18 protein-coding genes and 1 tRNA gene are annotated in these 19,271 nt (G+C 63.3%); 10 read left to right on the top strand and 9 right to left on the bottom strand.

Annotation, left to right across the window (positions count from 1 at the left end; genetic code table 11):
* Nucleotides 1–9: 9 nt before the first annotated feature.
* From EPN80_RS12865 to EPN80_RS12875, 3 genes are read right to left on the bottom strand one after another with little or no spacing between them, the layout of a single operon-like run.
* Nucleotides 10–402 (bottom strand): Rieske 2Fe-2S domain-containing protein, encoded by a 393-nt coding sequence (locus tag EPN80_RS12865; RefSeq protein ID WP_293027846.1) that lies wholly within the window; start codon nucleotides 400–402, stop codon nucleotides 10–12.
* On the bottom strand, nucleotides 399–1,061 hold the full coding sequence (locus EPN80_RS12870) for an HAD-IIIA family hydrolase (protein ID WP_293027693.1): 663 nt from the start codon (nucleotides 1,059–1,061) through the stop codon (nucleotides 399–401). Before EPN80_RS12870 ends, EPN80_RS12865 begins: the two co-directional genes overlap by 4 nt.
* A complete protein-coding gene (locus EPN80_RS12875) occupies nucleotides 1,048–2,052 on the bottom strand; it encodes an RluA family pseudouridine synthase (RefSeq protein ID WP_293027696.1) in 1,005 nt (334 codons plus the stop codon). The genes EPN80_RS12870 and EPN80_RS12875 overlap by 14 nt, the downstream gene beginning before the upstream one ends.
* Nucleotides 2,053–2,653: 601 nt before the next feature.
* Between EPN80_RS12875 and EPN80_RS12880 the strand changes: the two genes are divergently transcribed.
* The 6 genes from EPN80_RS12880 to EPN80_RS12905 all read left to right on the top strand — a co-directional run bounded on the left by EPN80_RS12880 (nucleotide 2,654) and on the right by EPN80_RS12905 (nucleotide 9,834).
* Nucleotides 2,654–5,698 (top strand): Rne/Rng family ribonuclease, encoded by a 3,045-nt coding sequence (locus tag EPN80_RS12880; RefSeq protein ID WP_293027699.1) that lies wholly within the window; start codon nucleotides 2,654–2,656, stop codon nucleotides 5,696–5,698.
* A 141-nt stretch (nucleotides 5,699–5,839) separates the two neighbouring features.
* Entirely contained in the window at nucleotides 5,840–6,955 is a 1,116-nt protein-coding gene (gene moaA, locus EPN80_RS12885) for a GTP 3',8-cyclase MoaA (RefSeq protein ID WP_293027702.1), read from the top strand.
* A gap of 110 nt (nucleotides 6,956–7,065) precedes the next feature.
* The gene (gene mobA, locus EPN80_RS12890) at nucleotides 7,066–7,659 is read left to right on the top strand and encodes a molybdenum cofactor guanylyltransferase MobA (protein ID WP_293027706.1); all 594 of its coding nucleotides are present in this window, start codon (nucleotides 7,066–7,068) and stop codon (nucleotides 7,657–7,659) included.
* Nucleotides 7,660–7,746: 87 nt separating this feature from the next.
* Nucleotides 7,747–9,021 (top strand): gephyrin-like molybdotransferase Glp, encoded by a 1,275-nt coding sequence (glp, locus tag EPN80_RS12895; protein WP_293027708.1) that lies wholly within the window; start codon nucleotides 7,747–7,749, stop codon nucleotides 9,019–9,021.
* 34 nt (nucleotides 9,022–9,055) lie between these two features.
* Nucleotides 9,056–9,334 (top strand): hypothetical protein, encoded by a 279-nt coding sequence (locus EPN80_RS12900; protein ID WP_293027711.1) that lies wholly within the window; start codon nucleotides 9,056–9,058, stop codon nucleotides 9,332–9,334.
* Nucleotides 9,334–9,834: a GNAT family N-acetyltransferase gene (locus tag EPN80_RS12905; RefSeq protein ID WP_293027850.1), complete on the top strand. Its 501-nt coding sequence runs from the start codon at nucleotides 9,334–9,336 to the stop codon at nucleotides 9,832–9,834. Before EPN80_RS12900 ends, EPN80_RS12905 begins: the two co-directional genes overlap by 1 nt.
* A gap of 18 nt (nucleotides 9,835–9,852) precedes the next feature.
* Here the strand turns inward: EPN80_RS12905 and rmuC are convergent, their stop codons facing one another.
* The 5 genes from rmuC to pncB all read right to left on the bottom strand — a co-directional run bounded on the left by rmuC (nucleotide 9,853) and on the right by pncB (nucleotide 15,743).
* Complete coding sequence (rmuC, locus tag EPN80_RS12910) at nucleotides 9,853–11,283, bottom strand: DNA recombination protein RmuC (RefSeq protein ID WP_293027714.1); 1,431 nt, start codon at nucleotides 11,281–11,283, stop codon at nucleotides 9,853–9,855.
* A gap of 19 nt (nucleotides 11,284–11,302) precedes the next feature.
* Entirely contained in the window at nucleotides 11,303–12,292 is a 990-nt protein-coding gene (locus EPN80_RS12915) for a D-glycerate dehydrogenase (RefSeq protein ID WP_293027717.1), read from the bottom strand.
* Between the two features lies 1 nt (nucleotide 12,293).
* Entirely contained in the window at nucleotides 12,294–13,712 is a 1,419-nt protein-coding gene (locus tag EPN80_RS12920; protein WP_293027719.1) for a sodium:proton antiporter, read from the bottom strand.
* Between the two features lie 104 nt (nucleotides 13,713–13,816).
* A complete protein-coding gene (locus EPN80_RS12925; RefSeq protein ID WP_293027721.1) occupies nucleotides 13,817–14,479 on the bottom strand; it encodes a lactate utilization protein C in 663 nt (220 codons plus the stop codon).
* 76 nt (nucleotides 14,480–14,555) lie between these two features.
* Nucleotides 14,556–15,743, bottom strand: a complete 1,188-nt coding sequence (gene pncB / locus EPN80_RS12930) for a nicotinate phosphoribosyltransferase (RefSeq protein ID WP_293027725.1) — start codon at nucleotides 15,741–15,743, stop codon at nucleotides 14,556–14,558.
* A gap of 236 nt (nucleotides 15,744–15,979) precedes the next feature.
* Between pncB and fdxA the strand changes: the two genes are divergently transcribed.
* Nucleotides 15,980–16,303, top strand: coding sequence for a ferredoxin FdxA (fdxA, locus tag EPN80_RS12935; protein ID WP_047214862.1), 324 nt, complete (start codon nucleotides 15,980–15,982; stop codon nucleotides 16,301–16,303).
* A gap of 71 nt (nucleotides 16,304–16,374) precedes the next feature.
* Nucleotides 16,375–16,450: transfer RNA gene (locus tag EPN80_RS12940), tRNA-Asn, on the top strand.
* Between the two features lie 219 nt (nucleotides 16,451–16,669).
* On the opposite strand, the gene EPN80_RS12945 is transcribed toward EPN80_RS12940, so the two are convergent.
* Entirely contained in the window at nucleotides 16,670–17,779 is a 1,110-nt protein-coding gene (locus tag EPN80_RS12945) for an NAD(P)/FAD-dependent oxidoreductase (protein WP_293027728.1), read from the bottom strand.
* Nucleotides 17,780–17,986: 207 nt separating this feature from the next.
* Here EPN80_RS12945 and EPN80_RS12950 point away from each other — a divergent pair, with 207 nt between their 5' ends.
* Both EPN80_RS12950 and EPN80_RS12955 read left to right on the top strand, forming a co-directional pair.
* Complete coding sequence (locus tag EPN80_RS12950) at nucleotides 17,987–18,382, top strand: DoxX family protein (RefSeq protein WP_047214864.1); 396 nt, start codon at nucleotides 17,987–17,989, stop codon at nucleotides 18,380–18,382.
* Between the two features lie 61 nt (nucleotides 18,383–18,443).
* Nucleotides 18,444–19,268: a class III extradiol ring-cleavage dioxygenase gene (locus EPN80_RS12955; protein ID WP_293027735.1), complete on the top strand. Its 825-nt coding sequence runs from the start codon at nucleotides 18,444–18,446 to the stop codon at nucleotides 19,266–19,268.
* The last annotated feature ends 3 nt before the right edge of the window (nucleotides 19,269–19,271 follow it).

The following is a 19,271-nucleotide window of genomic DNA, read 5'->3' on the forward strand; positions in this document are numbered from 1 at the left end:
AATGGCCGCTCAGGCCGGCGCCAGCGGTCGAATATCCCGCTCAGGCAACCAAACCACAATGGCCCCGCCATCGCTGTCACGCTCTTCGACGCGCAGCTTATGCAGCGCGCCGCCGCGGCACGGACCGCCAACGCAGCGGCCCGAGTCGGGCTCGTAAGTCGCACCGTGGGTCGAGCACATCAAGTATAAGCCGGAGCTCTCGAAAAACTGCCCTTCGGCCCAGTCCAGCTCCATCGGTACATGCGCGCACTGATTGAGGTAGCCATGCACCTGTCCTTCGAAGCGAATCACGAAGGCGGGGGTGGCGCGACCGCCGACGCTCACCTGAAAGCGCACTCCCTGGCCACCATCGGTCAACGCCGAGCCGGCGCAAATCGGAATTGCCTCTTCGTCCGCCATCAGACTCGCTCCAGCAGCCAAGCCCTCAGCTCATCGACGCTCTGGGCACAATAGCTCGGCCCCAGCGCGCGCAGGGCCTCGAGCGAATGAGCGCCGCCATAGGCTACGGCGACCCCGGCCGCGCCGGCATTGGCAGCCATCTGAAGATCGTGGGTCGTGTCGCCGATCATGACTGTGCGCGACAGGTCCTGCCCCAGTTCGCGGCCGATCTCCTGCAGCATCGCCGGATGCGGCTTGGAAAACGTCTCGTCCGCGCATCGCGTGGCATCGAAGGCGCCAAGCAAGCCAACCGCCTCCAGGGCACGGTTGAGGCCGACCCGGGATTTACCGGTGGCAACGGCAAGAAAGCGGCCGCGTTCGCGCAGTTCCGCGAGCATCTCGCGCACGCCCGGAAACAGCACAGTCTCGTTGCCGCTGAGCAGATAATGGAATCGATAACGCTCCGACAGACGGGGATAATGGCTCGGATCGAGCGTTGGCGCGGCGGTTTGCAAGGCATCCCGCAACCCGAGCCCAATGACGTAACTGGCGACCTCGTCGGCAGGCACCGGCAAGTCGAGATCGCGGCAGGCCGCCTGGATGCAGCGGGTAATCGTGGGAGTCGAGTCCATCAAGGTCCCGTCCCAATCGAACACGATCAGATCAAACTCAGCTTTTGGCATTAACGCTCAAGTCTCGTAATTGTTGCAAAAACCGCTCGCAATCCTGCGGCAGGGGCGCTTCCAGCAGCAACGGCGTATTCAATATCGGGTGCACCAGACGCAAACGTCTCGCGTGTAGAAACATGCGTTTGAGCGACGGTCGGGCATCCGCACGGCTTAGCGCACGGTTGGCGGAAAAATCGCCATATTTGTCGTCACCGACGATCGGCGTGCCCAAATGCGCCAAATGAACGCGAATCTGATGCGTCCGACCGGTCTTCAGTTCCGCTTCCAACAGGGAATATCCATCGATGACCTCGAGCCGGCGAAATATCGTGTGCGACGGCTGACCGTCCGCCTGGACTCTGACGCGGCGCTCGCCTTCGGGGGTCAGATACTTGAAAAGCGGCGCCGTGACCGCGCGCTGGCTGTCCGTCCACGCACCGATCACGCAGGCGAGATAACGCTTGTCCATGCGGTTGTGACGAATCTGCTCGTGCATTCCGACCAGTGCCGCACGCTTTTTCGCAATCAACAGCACGCCGGACGTCTCCCGATCGAGTCGGTGCACCAGCTCCAGAAAGCGTTGCTGTGGATAAGCCTGGCGCAATTGCTCGATAACACCGAACGAGACGCCGCTGCCGCCATGCACGGCGACGCCCGCGGGCTTATCGATGGCCAGCAGGTAATCATCCTCGAAAACCACGGGAAATTTTGCCGCAGGCACGTTGGCCGGCGCCTCGGTCTGAGCAATCCGCACTGGCGGGATCCGCACCACATCGCCCAGCACCAAACGGTATGCGGCATCGACCCGGCCTTTGTTCACGCGCACTTCGCCACTACGTAAAATGCGGTAGACGTGACTTTTGGGCACGCCTTTGCAATGGCGCAGCAGAAAATTATCGATGCGCTGCCCGCTGGCGTCGTCCCCGACCTCGATCAGCTTGACTTGGGGTCCAGCTGACGGCGTGGCTACCGGTGCATTGCGCCGGATTTTGCCTAACTCATTCATTATGAATATAATTTGTCAAACAGAGGTCGCCGGAAGCGGAACAATACCAAAATCCGGGCCTTTGCTGGTGCAAGCGTCAAACTTATATTCTACTTGCACCCCGGGTAGGTTGCTTAGCCGGAAAAACAAGGCAACAAGTGATACGCACGGATCGCATGCGCTGCAGGGACCGCGCCCACAGGCGGGTTCGGCGGTGTTGCGTGTCCGCAGGAATGAGTGTTTGGCAAAAGAATTTTTGACCAGCCAGCTTCGTTTAAGCTGACTGTTTTGTGAATAGCGTTACGCATAAAGTCATAAGAATTGAGCCGCCGCCGCAACCACCGCGCGCTGGCATGGCTAACGAGAAAAATCGATGGAATTTCTCGATTTACGGACTTCGGACTCGAATTGACCCTCCTGCAGCCCATGAGGGCGGCAATCAATTCCGGTCGAACGCGGTAGCGTTATCACAAGCGCCTGCGCGCTTTTGTGCCCTTCGGCCCAAGCGCCCCCGGCAATTCTCCCAGCCAGACGGTGCCTTCCTCGCGTGTTGAATAAATAATGCATGACAGTACCCGGCGCACCGGACGATCGGTCCAAGCGACGGGTGGGAGCCGTTTTCATGAAACGCATGTTGTTCAATGCCACGCAGCAGGAAGAGTTGCGCGTGGCCATCGTCGATGGCCAGAAACTCATCGACATCGATATCGAGACCGCGGGTCGCGAGCAACGAAAAGGTAATATTTACAAGGGCGTCATCACCCGCATCGAGCCCTCTCTCGAAGCCTGTTTCGTCAACTACGGCGAAGATCGCCACGGTTTTCTCCCCTTCAAGGAAGTTGCCCGCGCTTTTTTCCGTGACGGCGCCGATGTTCGCAACGCCCGCATCCAGGACGCTCTCTCGGAAGGCCAGGAAATCATCGTTCAGGTCGAGAAGGAAGAGCGCGGCAACAAGGGAGCGGCGCTTACCACATTCATCTCGCTGGCCGGGCGCTATTTGGTCCTGATGCCCAATAACCCCCGCGGTGGCGGCGTATCGCGCCGCATCGAGGGAGAAGATCGCCAGGAATTGCGCGAGACCATGGCGCAGCTCGAGTTGCCCGAAGGCATGAGCATCATCGCGCGCACCGCCGGGATCGGCCGCGCCGCCGAAGAATTGCAGTGGGACTTGAATTACCTGATGCAGTTGTGGCGCGCGATCGAAGAGGCCGCCAACAGCAACCGCGCACCTCTGCTGATCTACCTCGAATCCAGCCTGGTCATCCGTGCCATCCGCGATTATTTCCAGCCGGATATCGGCGAGATCCTGATCGACACCGAAGACATCCACGAGCAGGCCCGCGCTTTCATGAGCGTGGTCATGCCAGACAACCTGAATCGCGTCAAACGCTATCGCGACGACGTTCCGCTCTTCTCGCGGTTTCAGATCGAACATCAAATCGAAACCGCCTATTCCCGTCAGGTTCCCCTGCCATCGGGCGGTGCGATCGTCATCGACCATACCGAAGCGTTGGTGTCGATCGACGTCAACTCGGCACGTTCGACCAAGGGCGCGGACATCGAGGAAACGGCGCTGCGCACCAACCTCGAAGCCGCCGACGAAGTCGCGCGCCAATTGCGACTGCGCGATCTCGGCGGCCTGATCGTGATCGATTTCATTGACATGGAGTCGACCAAGGCGCAGCGCGAAGTCGAGCAGCGCGTCAAGGATGCGCTCAAGCACGACCGCGCCCGCGTCCAGATGGGCAAAATTTCCCGATTCGGTCTGATGGAGCTGTCGCGCCAACGACTGCGTCCGTCGCTGTCCGAAGGCACTCACGTGACTTGTCCACGCTGCAACGGCACGGGCCATATTCGCGACACAGAGTCTTCCGCCCTGCAGGTCCTGCGCATCATCCAGGAAGAGGCGATGAAGGAGAACACCGCGGCCATCCACTGCCAGGTGCCAGTCGAAGTCGCGGCTTTCCTGCTCAACGAAAAACGCGCCGAGATCAACAAGATCGAAGCACGCTTCAAGGTCGGCGTACTGCTGATCCCCAACAAACACCTCGAGACACCGCATTACAAGCTCGAGCGCGTGCGCCACGACGATCCCCGCCTGGAAGCCCCGAAAGCCAGCTACATCCTGGCCGAGGATGCCGCGCGCGAGCTCGAGGCCGAAGAGCCGGGCTACAGCAAGCGCAAGGACGAGGCAAAGCCGCGCCAGGAGGCGGCCGTCAAGGGCATCACTCCAGATCAGCCGGCACCGGTGTCGCAACCGCGCCCGCCACGCACCCCGGCACCGCTCGAACCCGCCGGTGGCGGCTTCATCGGCTGGGTCAAACGCCTGCTGGGATTCGAGCCTGCCGCCAAGGCGCCAGTCGAGGAAGCTCAGCCGGCAGCGGCACCGCGCCCGGCCCGGGAACGCCAGGATCGCGCGCCGCAAGGCCGTCATCGCCGCAATAACCGTGGCGAGCAGCCGGGCGGCAATGGCAAGGACGCCACACGCCCGCCGCGCGAACCGAGAGAGCCGCGCAGCGAGAATCGCCAGCCGCGCGAGCGCGACGAAAATCGCGGTGCCGCGCCGGCGCAGGAATCCGCCAACGAAGGCGTACAACGCGAGCAAACCCGCGAGGGTCGCGGCCGCCGGCCGGATCGGCGTGAACGCAAGCCGCTGGATACCGAGCAGGAGCAACGGCCGCGTCAACCCGCACAAGCGCCTGTCAGTGAGCCTGAGGTGGAAGCAATAGTGGCGGCGCCGGCGCCAATTATCGACGAGGCGTCGGAAGCCGCAGGAGAAGAGCGCCGCCGCCGTCGTCGCGGCCGCCGCGGCGGCCGCCGTGAGCGGGAACCCGGTGAACAGACTGGCGCTGTTCCCAATACCGATCTGGCCGCCGAAACCGCGGCCCCGGTGGCGGCACCGACCGCGGTCGATGAAGTGCCTGCCCAAACGGTGACACCGACACCGGTCGCGCATGCGCCGGCAGAGGTTGTCGACGAGGCTGCGGCAGTCGCTGCCGTCGTCGCGCCGGCGGTCGCCGCCGTTGCGAGCGAGCCCATCCCGCCGACACCCGCTGCCGCAGAGACGTCGCCGGCTGAGGCAGTTACGGCGGCGCCCGCCGCCGAGGCGATCGTTGCGACCCCGGAAGCCGCGGCCGACCGACAACCGATCGAAACCGCACCGACGCCGGCAAGCGTCGAGGCGGCTCCGGCCATCGCCCCGCATGCGCTCGCGCCGCTGCCCGCCGAACAAGCAGCACCCCAACCGGTGGAAACTGTCGCACCGCTGCCCGCGACCCAAGCACTGCCGACCGAAGCCGAGGTAGCACCGGAGATGCCGGCCGCCCCCGCGGCGCCGAGCGAGGTAGCCGAGGCGCTTGCCCCTGCGCAACCGCCGGTCGAGGCGTCAGCGGTCGCTGCGCCGACCGCCAGCGTCGCACCGCGGGGATCGGTCTCGCGCGACGCGCTGGAATCCACGCTCGCCGCTGCCGGTCTGGTGTGGGTCCACACCGATGTGGAAAAGCAGCGCCAGGCACAGGAAGCCATGGCGAAAATCGTTGTTCCGCCCCGTGCGCCGCGCGAGCGCAAGCCGTTGCCGCCGCAGGTCGAAGGTCCGATGATCCAGGTCGAAACGCAATCGGCAGCCACCTCGGCACCGGTGGCAACGACGGGCTCAACCCACATCTGACCGACTGAGCGATCGCATGACCAGGGGGCGCAAGCCCCCTGTTTTTTTGTTTTGGCGTCGCCGGGCACGTCCACCAAAGGGTTATGGCGCCCCATGCAGCGTATTCCATTAGAATGGAACGGAAATGTTGCATTCGCAGCCATGACAGAAAAAACGATCCTCCTGACCGACCTGCGCTACCCAACACACGTGCCGGTCATCCCCAAGCAACTTCTGCCCGCCAACGGGCGGTTGGTCGACACCTTGGCGCGTCCGCTGCATGACCTGCGTATTTCCGTGACGGATCGCTGCAATTTCCGCTGCGTCTACTGTATGCCCAAAGACGTGTTTGGCAAGGACTACCCCTTTTTGCCGCACTCTTCGCTACTGAGTTTCGAGGAAATCGAACGGCTCGCCCGATTGTTCATCGCGCACGGGGTCGAAAAGATCCGCTTGACCGGCGGAGAGCCGCTGCTGCGCAAGAACGTCGAGAAGCTCATCGAAATGCTGGCTGGCCTGCGCACCCGCACCGGCCAGCCGCTCGACTTGACACTGACGACCAACGGCGCGCTGCTGGCCCGCAAAGCGCAAAGCCTGAAGGATGCCGGGCTGCGCCGTGTCACGGTCAGCCTCGACGGCATGGACGACGCCATTTTCCGGCGCATGAACGATGTCGACTTTCCGGTCGCCGATGTGCTCGACGGCATCGAGATCGCCCGGCAAGTTGGCCTCGGCCCGATCAAGGTCAACATGGTCGTCAAGCGCGGCACCAATGATCGCGAGATTGTGCCGATGGCACGCCATTTCCACGGCAGCGACATCATCGTGCGCTTCATAGAATTCATGGATGTCGGCACGTCCAACGGCTGGCGCATGGACGAAGTCCTGCCGTCGAGCGAGGTCATCGAGCGCATTCACGCCGAATTGCCGCTTGTTGCGCTGGAGCCGAACTATCCTGGCGAAACCGCGCAGCGCTGGCGCTACGCAGATGGCGGCGGAGAAATCGGCGTGATTTCCAGTGTCACGCGCGCGTTTTGCAGCACCTGCACGCGCGCACGGCTGTCCACCGAAGGCAAGCTCTATCTTTGCCTGTTCGCCGACAGCGGATTCGATCTTCGCACATTGCTGCGCAGCGGCCACAGCGACGAAGAGATCGCCGCCGCCATCGGGCACATATGGCACGGGCGCGCCGATCGCTATTCGGCGCAACGCGCGAGCCGCACCGGCCCGACGTCCCCTCCCCGGGACAAGGTCGAGATGTCCTACATCGGTGGATAGCAGATTGCCGCCGGGCCGCCAATGCAATGAGCCGGGCGGCGCGTCCCTGAACGCCCGGCCGCCTGCCAATTGACAGGGGCACCGACATGGCGCCACGTTCCGGAATCCCCGTGCCGAACGCGATAACCGGCCTGATCCTCGCCGGCGGGCGCGGCGCCCGCATGGGCGGCGCCGACAAAGGATTGCAGGCGTTGCGCGGCATGCCCCTGGTGACGCATGTCATGCGGCGGCTGTCGCCGCAGGTGGCGACCCTGTTGATCAGCGCCAATCGCAATCTGGAGCGGTACCGCGCGCTCAGCGCGACCGTGGTTTGCGACGATCTCCCCGATTTTGCCGGACCGCTGGCCGGCATACTTGCCGGGCTAAGGGCGGCGACCACGGAATTCGTCGTCACCGCGCCGTGCGATTCACCTTTGCTGCCGACCGACCTTGTGGCGCGCCTGGCCGCAGGATTGCAGGATCGGCCAGGGGCCGAAGTGGCGGTCGCCGTCACCCCGCATGCCGGTCAATGGCGCGTGCAGCCGGCGTTCATGATGGTCCCGCGCACGCTGGCCGACGACCTGGCAGACTATTTGGGCGCCGGAGAGCGAAAAATACAAACGTGGTTAGCACGCCACACCATCGCACAAGTTCCTTTTGACGATGAGCGCCCGTTTTACAATATCAACACGCTAGAAGAGCTCAACGATATCGAGCGGCGCTAAGCCGGCTCGCCGCCCATATGCCGCTCGCACCGGTGCCGACGGCCCGTTCCGCTTCCTGCGGCTTGTTCTGGATAGCGCCCCATTTGCATGAACACACTGAATACCGTCATCGGTTGCATGTCCGACTACGACCCCGAGGCCCTCGCTGTCGAACAGGCTCGGCACATCATTCGCGAGTGCGTCGTCCCGGTCAATGGCGTGCAGTATGTTGCCGTACGCACCGCGCTCGACCGCGTCCTGGCCAACGACCTTATCTCCCCGATCAATGTCCCCGCCAATGACAACTCGGCCATGGATGGCTATGCCTTCGACAGCTCAGCCCTCGGTGGCGGCTCGCCGCGGCTTGAGGTCGTTGGAACCGCGCTGGCCGGGCGCCCGTACATCGGGACGGTGACGGCCGGCCAATGCGTGCGCATCATGACCGGTGCGTTGATGCCGTCCGGCTGCGATACGGTGATTCCCCAGGAATTGGTTGATGCGGACGATACTTACGTGCGTTTCGCCCCCGATGCCGTGCGCGCGGGCCAGCATCGTCGCCGCGCCGGCGAGGACCTGGCCGCCGGCAAGCCGGCGCTGCGCGCCGGCAAATGGCTGCGCCCCGCCGACCTGGGCTTGATCGCATCGCTGGGGATCGTCGAAGTCCCGGTATTTCGCCGTGTGCGAGTCGCATTTTTCTCCACCGGCGACGAACTGCGTTCGGCGGGTCAGATGCTCGACCCGGGCTGCGTCTATGACAGCAACCGCTATACCCTGTTCGGCATGCTGCATCGCCTCGGCGCCGACGTCCTCGATCTGGGCGTCGTGCGGGACGACCCCGTCGCGCTGGAGGCCGCCTTTCGTCATGCCTGCGAAAATGCCGATATCGTCATCACCTCAGGCGGTGTCTCGGTGGGCGACGCCGATTTCACCAAACCGATGATGGCCCGCCTCGGCGAAGTCGCCTTCTGGAAAGTCGCGATGCGCCCCGGCCGGCCGCTGGCGTTTGGCCGCCTTGCCAGTGCCGGACACGACGCACTGCTGTTCGGCCTGCCCGGCAATCCGGTGGCCGTCATGGCGACGTTCTATCTTTTCGTCAGGGACGCGCTGCTCGCGACGATGGGCGCCAATTCCCAGGCCCTTCCGCTGATGCGGGCACGCAGCGCGGGGGCCATCGCCAAGCGTCCGGGTCGGACTGAATTCCTGCGCGGCATTGTCAGCTCCGGCTCGGCCGGCCCGGTCGAAGTGTCGGTCACCGGCGCGCAAGGCTCGGGCATGCTGCATTCGATGAGCGAGGCCAATTGCTTCGTCGTGCTGCCTCACGCCCAAGGCAACGTTGCCGCCGGCGACGAAGTCGATATTCTGCTTTTCGAGGGACTGATCTGACCAAACGCTACAACGCCAAATCGAAAAACAACCCATGAAAAAACAAATCTCCTATATCGCGCCCGTACAGACGTCGAAAGCGCTTGTGCTGATCTACCTCACCTTCAGCGTTCCAATCGTTCTTATTGCCTTGTTGGCCGCCTTCATACGCTACGGGGAACTGCCCGGATTCGCCGTCTTCTCGGCCCTGTTGCTCAACGCGGTCATCGGTTTCGCCCTGCTCTGGATCGCTTGCCACGCCTACAATTGGGTGGCCGCACGGTTCGGGGGCATCGAAATCGTCCTGACCGATATCGCCGAAGAAAGCCGATGATGGCCCACTTGCGACCGGCTCGACCCGGCGACGTCGCGGCGATTCATTCGCTGGTGCGCGAGCTGGCAGCCTATGAGCGACTGACCGACATGCTCGTGGCGACCGAAGATGATCTGCGCGATGCGTTATTCGGGCCGCAGCCGGTCATTGAATGCCTGCTGGCGGAAATCAGTGAGGAAGTGGTCGGCTACGCGCTCTTTTTCCATAACTACTCGACCTTCCTGGGCCGGCGCGGCCTGTACCTCGAGGACGTCTACGTCAAACCGTCGGCACGCGGCCATGGCCTCGGACAGGCCCTGCTGCACGCACTGGCGCGCCTTGCCGTGCAACGCAACTGCGGCCGCTTCGAGTGGACGGTGCTCGACTGGAATCGGCCGGCGATCGATTTTTACGAAGCCCAGGGCGCCGACGTATTGCCCGAGTGGCGCGTGGTACGTATGACCGGCGAAGCGCTGCAACGCTTTGCAGCGTCCGTTCCCAAGCATCAACTGCTCGGATAGCGCCTTTGGCAGACGTCGTCAATCTTCTTCGATCGTCACGTCGCCGCCCAACAGGGCAATCGCCTCGTCACCGGACAGCGCCTCGACGGTCTTGAGTTTGCGCGCCATCTGGCGGGTTCGCACCTCGGCCTGATCGATCGAACGGGTGACGGTCTCCAGTTGAGATTTGGTTCGCGCCAGTACATCGCCAAACTTGCCAAACTCGGTCTTGACGGCGCCCAGCACTTGCCAGACCTCGCTCGAGCGTCGCTCGATCGCAAGCGTGCGAAATCCCATTTGCAGGCTGTTGAGCAGCGCCGTGAGCGTGGTCGGTCCGGCCACGCTCACGCGGAAATCACGCTGCAGCGCATCGCTCAATCCGGGACGCCGAAGCACCTCGGCGTACAAGCCTTCGGTGGGCAGAAACAGCAGGGCGAAGTCGGTCGTGTGCGGCGGCGAGAGATATTTCTCTGAAATCGTGCGCGCCTCCTGGCGAATCCGATTCTCGAGCGCCTTGGCGGCTTCCTCGACCGCACCGGGATCGGCACGCTCCTGCGCATCGATCAGCCGCTCGTAGTCTTCACGCGGAAATTTCGCGTCGATCGGCAGCCATACCGGCTCGCCCGTATCCCCGTCCCGCCCCGGCAGCGCGATCGCGAATTCGACGCGATCGCTGCTCCTGGGCACCGTTGCGACGTTCTTTTGGTACTGGTCGGCCGTCAGCAGTTGTTCGAGCAGTGCCTCGAGCTGCACTTCGCCCCAGGTGCCGCGGGTCTTGACGTTGGTCAGCACCCGCTTGAGATCGCCCACGCCGGCGGCCAGCGTTTGCATTTCGCCCAGGCCGCGGTGCACCTGCTCGAGACGGTCCGACACGAGCTTGAACGACTCGCCCAGGCGCTGCTCCAGGGTGGCGTGCAGCTTCTCGTCGACGGTGCGGCGCATCTCCTCGAGCTTGGCGGCATTCTGGGTCTCGATATCCTTGAGCTTCTGCTCCAGCGTGGCCCGAATCTCAACCAGCCGCCGTTCGTTGCTCTCGGTCAGTTGCGTCAGTTGTTGTTGCTGCGCCTCGCCGAAGCGCCGCAATGCCGCGCCCTGCTCCTCGCGCATCTGCTGGCCTTGCTGCATCAGGCTTTGCCGTACCGCTTCGAGTTGCGCGGCATTGCTCTCGGTGAGCTTGGCGAGCTGCTGGGCAAATCCGTCGATCTGATTGTTCTGCACGGTGGCCACGCTCGTCATCTGCGCGGCCAGGGCCTGCTGGAATTGCGACAACTGGGCGCCCTGCTCGGTACGCCCGGCGCGCGCCGCGTCGCTCAGCTCCTGGCGCAGCGCCCGTTCGCTTCGCTCGCCGGCGCGCAACAGATCCTCGTGCATCGCGCGCAAGCCCTCCGCCCCGTTTCCGCGTCGTGCCACCAGCATCCCCAGCAACGCCAGACCAAGCAGGATCGCCACCAGCAGTATCGTAGTCACCATCGAATTAGCCATAACGGAATTATTTCTGTTTGACTTGCGGGTTCAAGAGGCACGGCGGCTTGCCGGCATCCGGTCCAAAACCCAGCGCCGCGATTAGGTTGTCGGCCGCCAGGTCGGCCATGGCACGCCGCGTCGCTTCGCTGGCGCTGGCGATGTGCGGCGTGAGCACGACGTTGGGCACCTCCAGCAATGCCGGATGCACGGCCGGCTCTCCTTCGAATACATCGAGACCGGCCGCCGCGATGCGCTTGTCGCGCAACGCACGCGCCAGCGCCGCGTCGTCGACGATCCCGCCGCGCGCCAGATTCACGAGCGTGGCGGTCGGCTTCATCATGGCCAGTTCGGCCTCGCCGATAGTGTGGTGACTGGCCGCCGTATAGGGCAAGACGAGAATCACGTGATCAGCCTGGCGCAACAGCTCTTCCTTGCCGACGTAGCGAGCCTTGCACGCCTGCTCGATGCTCTCCGGCACCCTCGAGCGGTTGTGGTAGAGCACCTGCATGTCGAAACCCGAAGCGCGCCGGGCCAACGCCTGCCCGATGCGTCCCATGCCGATGATGCCCAGTGTGGCGCCGTGAATATCGGCCCCCAGAAACATATCGTAGGCCCACTTCCGCCAGTGCCCCGCGCGCAGCCAGCGCTCGCTCTCGGTGATGCGGCGCGCGGTCGCCATCAGCAGTGCCCAGCCGAAATCCGCAGTGGTCTCGTTGAGTACATCGGGTGTGTTCGTAGCCATCACGCCCGCAGTGCTCATCGCCGGAATATCGAAATTGTTGTACCCCACCGCCATGTTGCAGGCAGCCCGCAGGTTGGGGGCGCCGGCCAATACCTCGGCATCGATACGCTCGCTGGCGGTGGTCATGACACCCTGCTTGTCGTGCAGGCGCGCGACGAGCTCCGCCGGACTCCAGATCTCGTCACGCGGATTGCTCTCGACCTCGAAATACTGCGCAAGCCGCTCCACCACCTCGGGGAACACCGCTCGCGCGACCAACACTTTAGGTTTCACATCAGGCTCCAAAGAACAGGAAGCTGGTCACGATGAACAACGGCATCAAAATCGCTACGGACCACAGCATATAGCCGAAAAACGTCGGCATCCTGACGCCACGCTGCTCGGCGATCGCCTTGACCATGAAATTCGGGGCGTTCCCGATATAGGTGTTCGCGCCCATGAAAACCGCGCCTGCCGAGATTGCCGCGAGCGTCATGACCTCGCCCATCAGCACGTGCGCATCGCCGCCGGCGGTGTTGAAAAACACCAGATAGGTCGGCGCGTTATCGAGAAACGACGACAACAGGCCGGTGGCCCAGAAATACATCAGATTGTCCGGCTGCCCCTGCGCGTCGCTTACCAGACGCACCACGGCGCCGAATGCGCCGTGTTCGCCGGCCCGCAATATCGCGATGACCGGAATGATCGTCAGGAAGATGCCGGCAAACAGTTTGGCGACCTCCTTGATCGGCTCCCAATTGAAATCGTTGCCGGCGCGCGCACTGCGCGGCGTGATCGCCAGCGACACCAGCATCACCCCGATCAGCCCCAGGTCGCGCACGACATTTTGCAGGGCGGCCGGCGTGCCGAACACATCGAACTCGACGCCCGGGCGCCACACGCCGCTGAGCAGTACCAGCGCAACGACCGCCGCCAGCAGCAGGAAATTGACCTTGCCTTCGAGCCAGACGCGCCCGCTATCCGGCGTCGGGTCGAGCACCGGCGGGCGCTCCTCTTCCTTGGTGTGATAAAAATAGCTGTCGAGCAAAAAGAAGGTCACCAGGAGCACGCAGCAGATAAACAGTGTTTCCGGCCACAGATGAATCGCAGTCCAGAAGAAGTCCACGCCCTGGAGGAATCCGAGAAATAGCGGCGGATCACCCAGCGGTGTGAGCGACCCGCCGGCATTGGCGACCAAAAAAATGAAGAACACCACGACATGCACGACATGCTTGCGGTTGTCGTTGGCCCGCAGCAACGGACGGATCAGCAGCATTGCCGCGCCGGTGGTTCCCATGATGCTGGCCAGTACGGTGCCCAGTGCCAGCAGCCCTGTGTTCAGGCGCGGCGTGCCGTGCAGATTGCCGCGCACGCAGATTCCACCGGCCACGGTAAACAGCGACGCCAGCAGCACAATGAACGGAATATATTCGGCAACCAGCGCGTGCACCAGGCCATGCCATGCGGCGCCAACACCGTGAACCGCGGCGAACGGCAGCAAAAACGCCAGCGCCCAAACCGCCGAGATCTTGCCGAAATGGTGATGCCAGAATGCCGGAGCGAGCAGCGGAAACAGGGCAATCGACAGCAGGATGCCCGCAAAGGGAATGCCCCACCAGGCGGAAAGCGCCGCCGCATCGAAATCGGCAGCACGAGCGACCACCGGAAGAAATAAGAAAAGTCCGAAAAATGCTCGCAGCGCGATCTTATTCATGCAGTCCCTGTATCGGTTTTTGTGACGACGGGGCTATTCGATCCGCGCGGCCAGGCAAAGTGCCCGCCCTCCGCGCAAATCAGACGTCACTCAGCACTCAGCACTCAGGCGTCATTGACCAGCAACACGTGCACCCGATAAGGACCATGCGCGCCCAGAATGATCGTCTGCTCGATATCGCCCGTGCGCGACGGTCCGGCAATGATATTGAGCGCTCTGGGCAATTGCCCAAGTTCGCGGCGCACCAGGTTGAAGGCATCCTCGTGCGCGTCGACGATGCGCGATACGGGCACGATGGCGATATGCGTTTCGGGCAGCAACCCCGCCGAGGCGAACGTATCGGGGCCGGAAGCCAGCACCAGTGCGCCGGTCTCGGCGACTGCGCAAAAGCAGCCCGTGATGCCGACCAGATCGGCGTCGCGCGGCGGGCGAAATTCGACCTGGCAGCCGGCGGCCTGCCACGACAGATCGCGCAGCGTATTCCACGCAATCGCCTGCGCCGGCAAATTCAGTTCGCGCAAATAGGCGACCACGGCCGACGGTACTTCCGCCATGGCGCCCAGTGCTTGTACCGTGGTCGACAGCGCCTGCGCCTGCTCGACGAAGCGACCCACGCGCTCGACCGGCAGCGCGGGGCGCGGGCCTTCCGGGTGGCGCTGCAGATAATCCTCGGCCGCGTCTCTTTCGGCCTGGGTCACCTCGGCGGGGCGCTGCTGAGCGCTGCGAATGCGGGCAAGAATGCGTTGGCGAGCAGCCGAAGTGTCCATATGTCCTTCCTGAAGTATCGCGGGCTTGAGACCCGATTATAGCGGCCCGCGGGCCCCGGCAAATCGCGGGCCAGCGTCATTGCGCCGGTGCCGGCGCAATCTCGAAGACTTGCCGCAGGTAGGCCAGGTAAGCCTCGTCCTCGCACATGTTCTTGCCCGGCGAGTCGGTCAGCTTGGCCACCGGCTGCCCATTGCAGCGAACCATCTTGATGACGATCTGCAGGGGCTGATAGCCAAGATCGTTGGTCAAATTCGTGCCGACTCCGAACGCCAGCCGGCAACGGTCACGAAAGCGTTCGTAGAGCTGGATCACCTTGGGAATGTCGAGACCGTCGCTGAAAATCATGGTCTTGGTGCGCGCATCCACGCGGTTGTCCTGATAATGCTGGAGCAGCCGCTCGCCCCATTCGAACGGATCGCCCGAGTCATGCCGCGCGCCGTCGAACAGCTTGCAGAAATACATATCGAAGTCGCGCAAAAACGCTTTCATGCCGTACACGTCGGACAGCGCAATCCCCAGGTCGCCCCGGTATTCCTTGGCCCACATCTCGAAGCCGAAGATCTGCGAGTCTCGCAAGCGCGGGCCCAGCGCCTGGCAGGCCTGCAGATACTCGTGCGCCATCGTGCCCAACGGCGTCAATCCGTGCTTGAGCGCGTAATACACGTTGCTGGTGCCGGCGAACTGCTCGCCAAGCTGGCGCTTGAGGGTGAGGATGACCTCCTCGTGCCACTCGCGCGAAAAGCGCCGCCGCGTGCCGTAATCGGCGATCTTGCAATCCTCGAAACCCTGCCGCCCCGACAGCAGTCCGATTTTTTCGCGCAGCCGCTCGCGCCCCTCGTCATAGGCCGGTTGCCGCTGGGTATTGCGGAAATACACTTCGTTGACGATCGCCAGCACCGGGATCTCGAACAGAATCGTATACAGCCAGGGGCCGCGAAAGACGATCTCGATCTCGCCGTTGCCCTTGGACGACGGCATTATCTGGACGTACTTTTCGTTGAGATGAAACAGATCGAGGAAATCGATGAAATCGCTTTTTATAAAGCGCATCTGGCGCAGGTATTCCAGTTCCGAATCGCTAAAGCGCAATCCGCATAGCTGCCTGATTTCGTCGCGAATTTCGTCGATGTAGGGCACCAGGTCGACGCCCTCCGTGCGGCATTTGAAGCGATACTCCACCTGGGCCGCAGGGAAGTGATGCAGCACCACCTGCATCATGGTGAACTTGTACAGATCGGTGTCCAACAGCGAAGTGATAATCATGGCGCCCCGTCGTGCCTGCTCTGGATGTTGTCGCTAAATAAATCGGCCCGGCCCCGCATCGCCGGGCGGCGAATCCATTCGCCGCACCACCTGCCGGACCCGCTCGGCAGACCCGCCGCGCGGTCTCCCGGCCGATGGTACCGCAAACCACACGAGTGTTCATCGCCCCGAACGGCTGCGCTACAATATTGGCTTTACGCGGCCATCCGCAGCCGCTCGAGCTCCCAGGAATTACGATGACCCACGTTGTCACAGAAAACTGCATCAAGTGCCGCTACACCGACTGCGTTGACGTCTGCCCGGTCGACTGCTTCCGCGAAGGCCCCAATTTCCTCGCCATCGACCCCGACGAGTGCATCGATTGCGCCGTATGCGTGGCGGAATGCCCGGTCAACGCGATCTACGCCGAAGAAGACGTGCCGGGCGATCAGCAGGAGTTCGTCGGCCTGAACGCCGAACTGGCAAAGGCCTGGCCCAGCATCACCAAGACCAAGGCGCCGCTGCCCGACGCAGACGATTGGAAAGACGTCACCGACAAGCTCAAACTGCTCGAGCGCTGATCCGCTCAGATTGAGCCGACGAGTTGTTGACACGGCATCAACAAGGCCACTATAATCGCTTTCTCTTTTGATCCCCGATAGCTCAGTCGGTAGAGCGACGGACTGTTAATCCGCAGGTCCCTGGTTCGAGCCCAGGTCGGGGAGCCAAACAAATTCAAGCAAAAAGCCCACTTCTCAGTGGGCTTTTTGCTTTGATGGCCATTCGCCGCGGGCCGCGAGCTTCGGGCCGCACATCCGACTGCGCATTTTGATAGCGCGTTTGCCTTTCCCTGCCAATTTTCTCGCCACGGCGCAAGTGCCGCGCCCGGGCGCGAGGCCTTCTCATGCCCTCTCACGCCACGGCCGCCCTTGCCGGCAACGGCGACGTCATGCGCGCTCTTGCGTGAGCGCCGCCACATGATCGGCAATGGCCAGCGCGGCGGTCAGTCCGGGCGACTCGATGCCGAACAGGTTGACGAGGCCTCTCACGCCATGAGCCTGTGGCCCTTCGATGCGAAAATCCGCAGCCGGCTCTCCTGGCCCGGCGATCTTCGGTCGGATCCCTGCGTAGTCCGCATGCAGCATGCCCGCTTCCAGGGCCGGCCAATACGCCCGAATTGCGTCGTAAAAACGCTCCGCGCGGGCGGGATCGACGCGATAGTCGATGGCCGCCACCCACTCGACGTCGGGACCGAAGCGGGCCCGGCCGCCCAGATCGAGCGTCAGATGCACGCCCAGCCCGCCGGGCTCCGGGACCGGGTAAATCAGGCGGGAAAAAGGGGCACGCCCGCTCAGGCCAAAATAGTTGCCCTTGGCGTAGTAAGCGCGCGGCACATGGGATGCCGGCAAACCACGAATCGCCGCGGCCAGGGCCGGCGCCGCCAGGCCCGCGCAATTGATCACCGTGCGGGCCAGCCAGGTGCTCGGTTGTGCGCCCCCGACCTCCAGCACCGGGCCATCGGCGGTGAGCTCGACGCCGAGCACCGGGGAGCCAAACGCAAACAGAGCGCCGCACGCCTCGGCATCACCCTGCAACGCCAAAAGGTAAGCATGGCTATCGATAATGCCGGTGCTGGGCGAGAGCAGCGCGGCTTCGCATGACAAGTCCGGTTCGAGGCGTCGGGCCTCGGTGCCCGTGAGCATGCGCAGGTCGTCCACGCCGTTGGCCGCGGCGTGCTGCCGAATCTCCTGCAGCGCCGCGCACTGCGCTTGCCGTGTCGCGACGATCAGTTTGCCGCAACGCCGGTGGGCAATGCCGCGCTCCTCGCAGAAAGCGTACAGCATCGCTTTTCCCGCGACGCACAGGCGCGCCTTGAGAGAACCCTGCGGATAGTAGATCCCCGCGTGAATGACCTCGCTGTTGCGCGAGCTGCTGCCCATGCCGATCCCGGTTTCGGCCTCCAGCACGACCACCTCGCGCCCTTGCGCCGCCAGCGCGCGCGCCGTCGCCAATCCCACCACGCCAGCACCGATCACTACGCAATCGATCTGCTCCATTCGTCCTCCGCCCGGATGCCTTTATCCGCGACCCGCCGGTGTTGCTCGAATCGCTCTATTGACCCGAATTACGGGATAATTAATTTCATTTAGCCCGATTTATTCACTCTCCGGACTCACCTAGAATGATCGCAGGAAAACCCGGGACTTCAAAGCGGCGTAGCCGCCCCGCGTGTCTACCAATCTTTCATTTTGTCAGGAGAAACCGTGATTCAACAAAAAACCGCGCCCTACGCCGCGCTGCTGCTACGCGTGAGTCTGGGCATTATGTTTCTGGCACATGCCGGCCTGAAAATTTTCGTCTTTACCCTGCCCGGGACCGTGGGCTTTTTTCATTCGATTGGTTTGCCGGGCGCCATGGCCTATCCTGTGATAGTGCTGGAAGTCGTGGGCGGCATTGCATTGATCATCGGCTACTACGCCTCGTACTTCGCGATTCCGCTGGCGGCAGACTTGCTCGGCGCGATTATCATGGTACATGGCGCCAACGGCTGGCTTTTCACGAATAAAGGCGGCGGTTGGGAGTATCCGGCATTCTGGATGGTCGCGCTGATCGTGCTGTTCCTGCTGGGCGACGGCGCTTACGCGATCAAGAAGCGCTGACCCTGGGCGGGCTCACGCCGGCTCGTTCTCGATCTATTCGATGTACTCAGGAGAGTTGCGTATGTCACCCCTGCCGACACTATTCGTCTCACATGGCGCGCCGACCCTGGCGATCGAGCCGGGCCGCACCGGCGCGCTGCTGAGCCTGCTCGGCCAGCGCTTGCCGCGACCCGAGGCCATTCTGCTGATCTCGCCCCACTGGGCTACGCAGCAGCCGAGTGTCGGCAGTCTGATCACACCGACAGTCATGCACGATTTCAGCGGCTTCCCGCGTGAACTCTATCGGCTCGACTATCCAGCCCAGGGCTCGCCAGCGTTGGCGCACCGTACTGTCGACGCGCTGCGGGAGGCCGGCATTGCCGCGACCATCGATTCGCAGCGCGGGCTCGATCACGGTGCCTGGGTGCCGCTGCGCTATCTGTTCCCGGAGGCGGATGTCCCCGTAACCCAACTCTCCTTGCAGCCGCATCAAGCGCCCGATTACCACTACCGGATCGGGCAAGCCCTGTCGCCGCTGGCACGCGACGGCGTGCTGGTCATCGGCTCCGGCTCGTTCACCCATAATCTGCGCGAATTGCGCTTGCAGCAGGACCGGATGCCCGGCGCGCGCTATGTCGACGAATTCGCGCAATGGTTCGCCGAGCGTATGGTGGCGGGCGATCTGTCCGCGCTGCTCGACTACCGCGCCCACGCGCCCCACGCGGTGCGCGCGCATCCCGACGACGATCACCTGCTGCCGCTGTTCATCGCCATGGGTGCGAGCGACGACTGGACACAGCAGGCGCATTTCGATACCGGCACCACCTACGATGTTCTGCGCATGGATGCCTTCGCGTTCGGGTCCGCAGCCGCCGCACTGCGCGATATCGAGGCGCTCGTCGCCTGAACC

Source organism: Pandoraea sp., from assembly GCF_004297875.1.
Classification (GTDB): Bacteria; Pseudomonadota; Gammaproteobacteria; order Burkholderiales; family Burkholderiaceae; genus Pandoraea.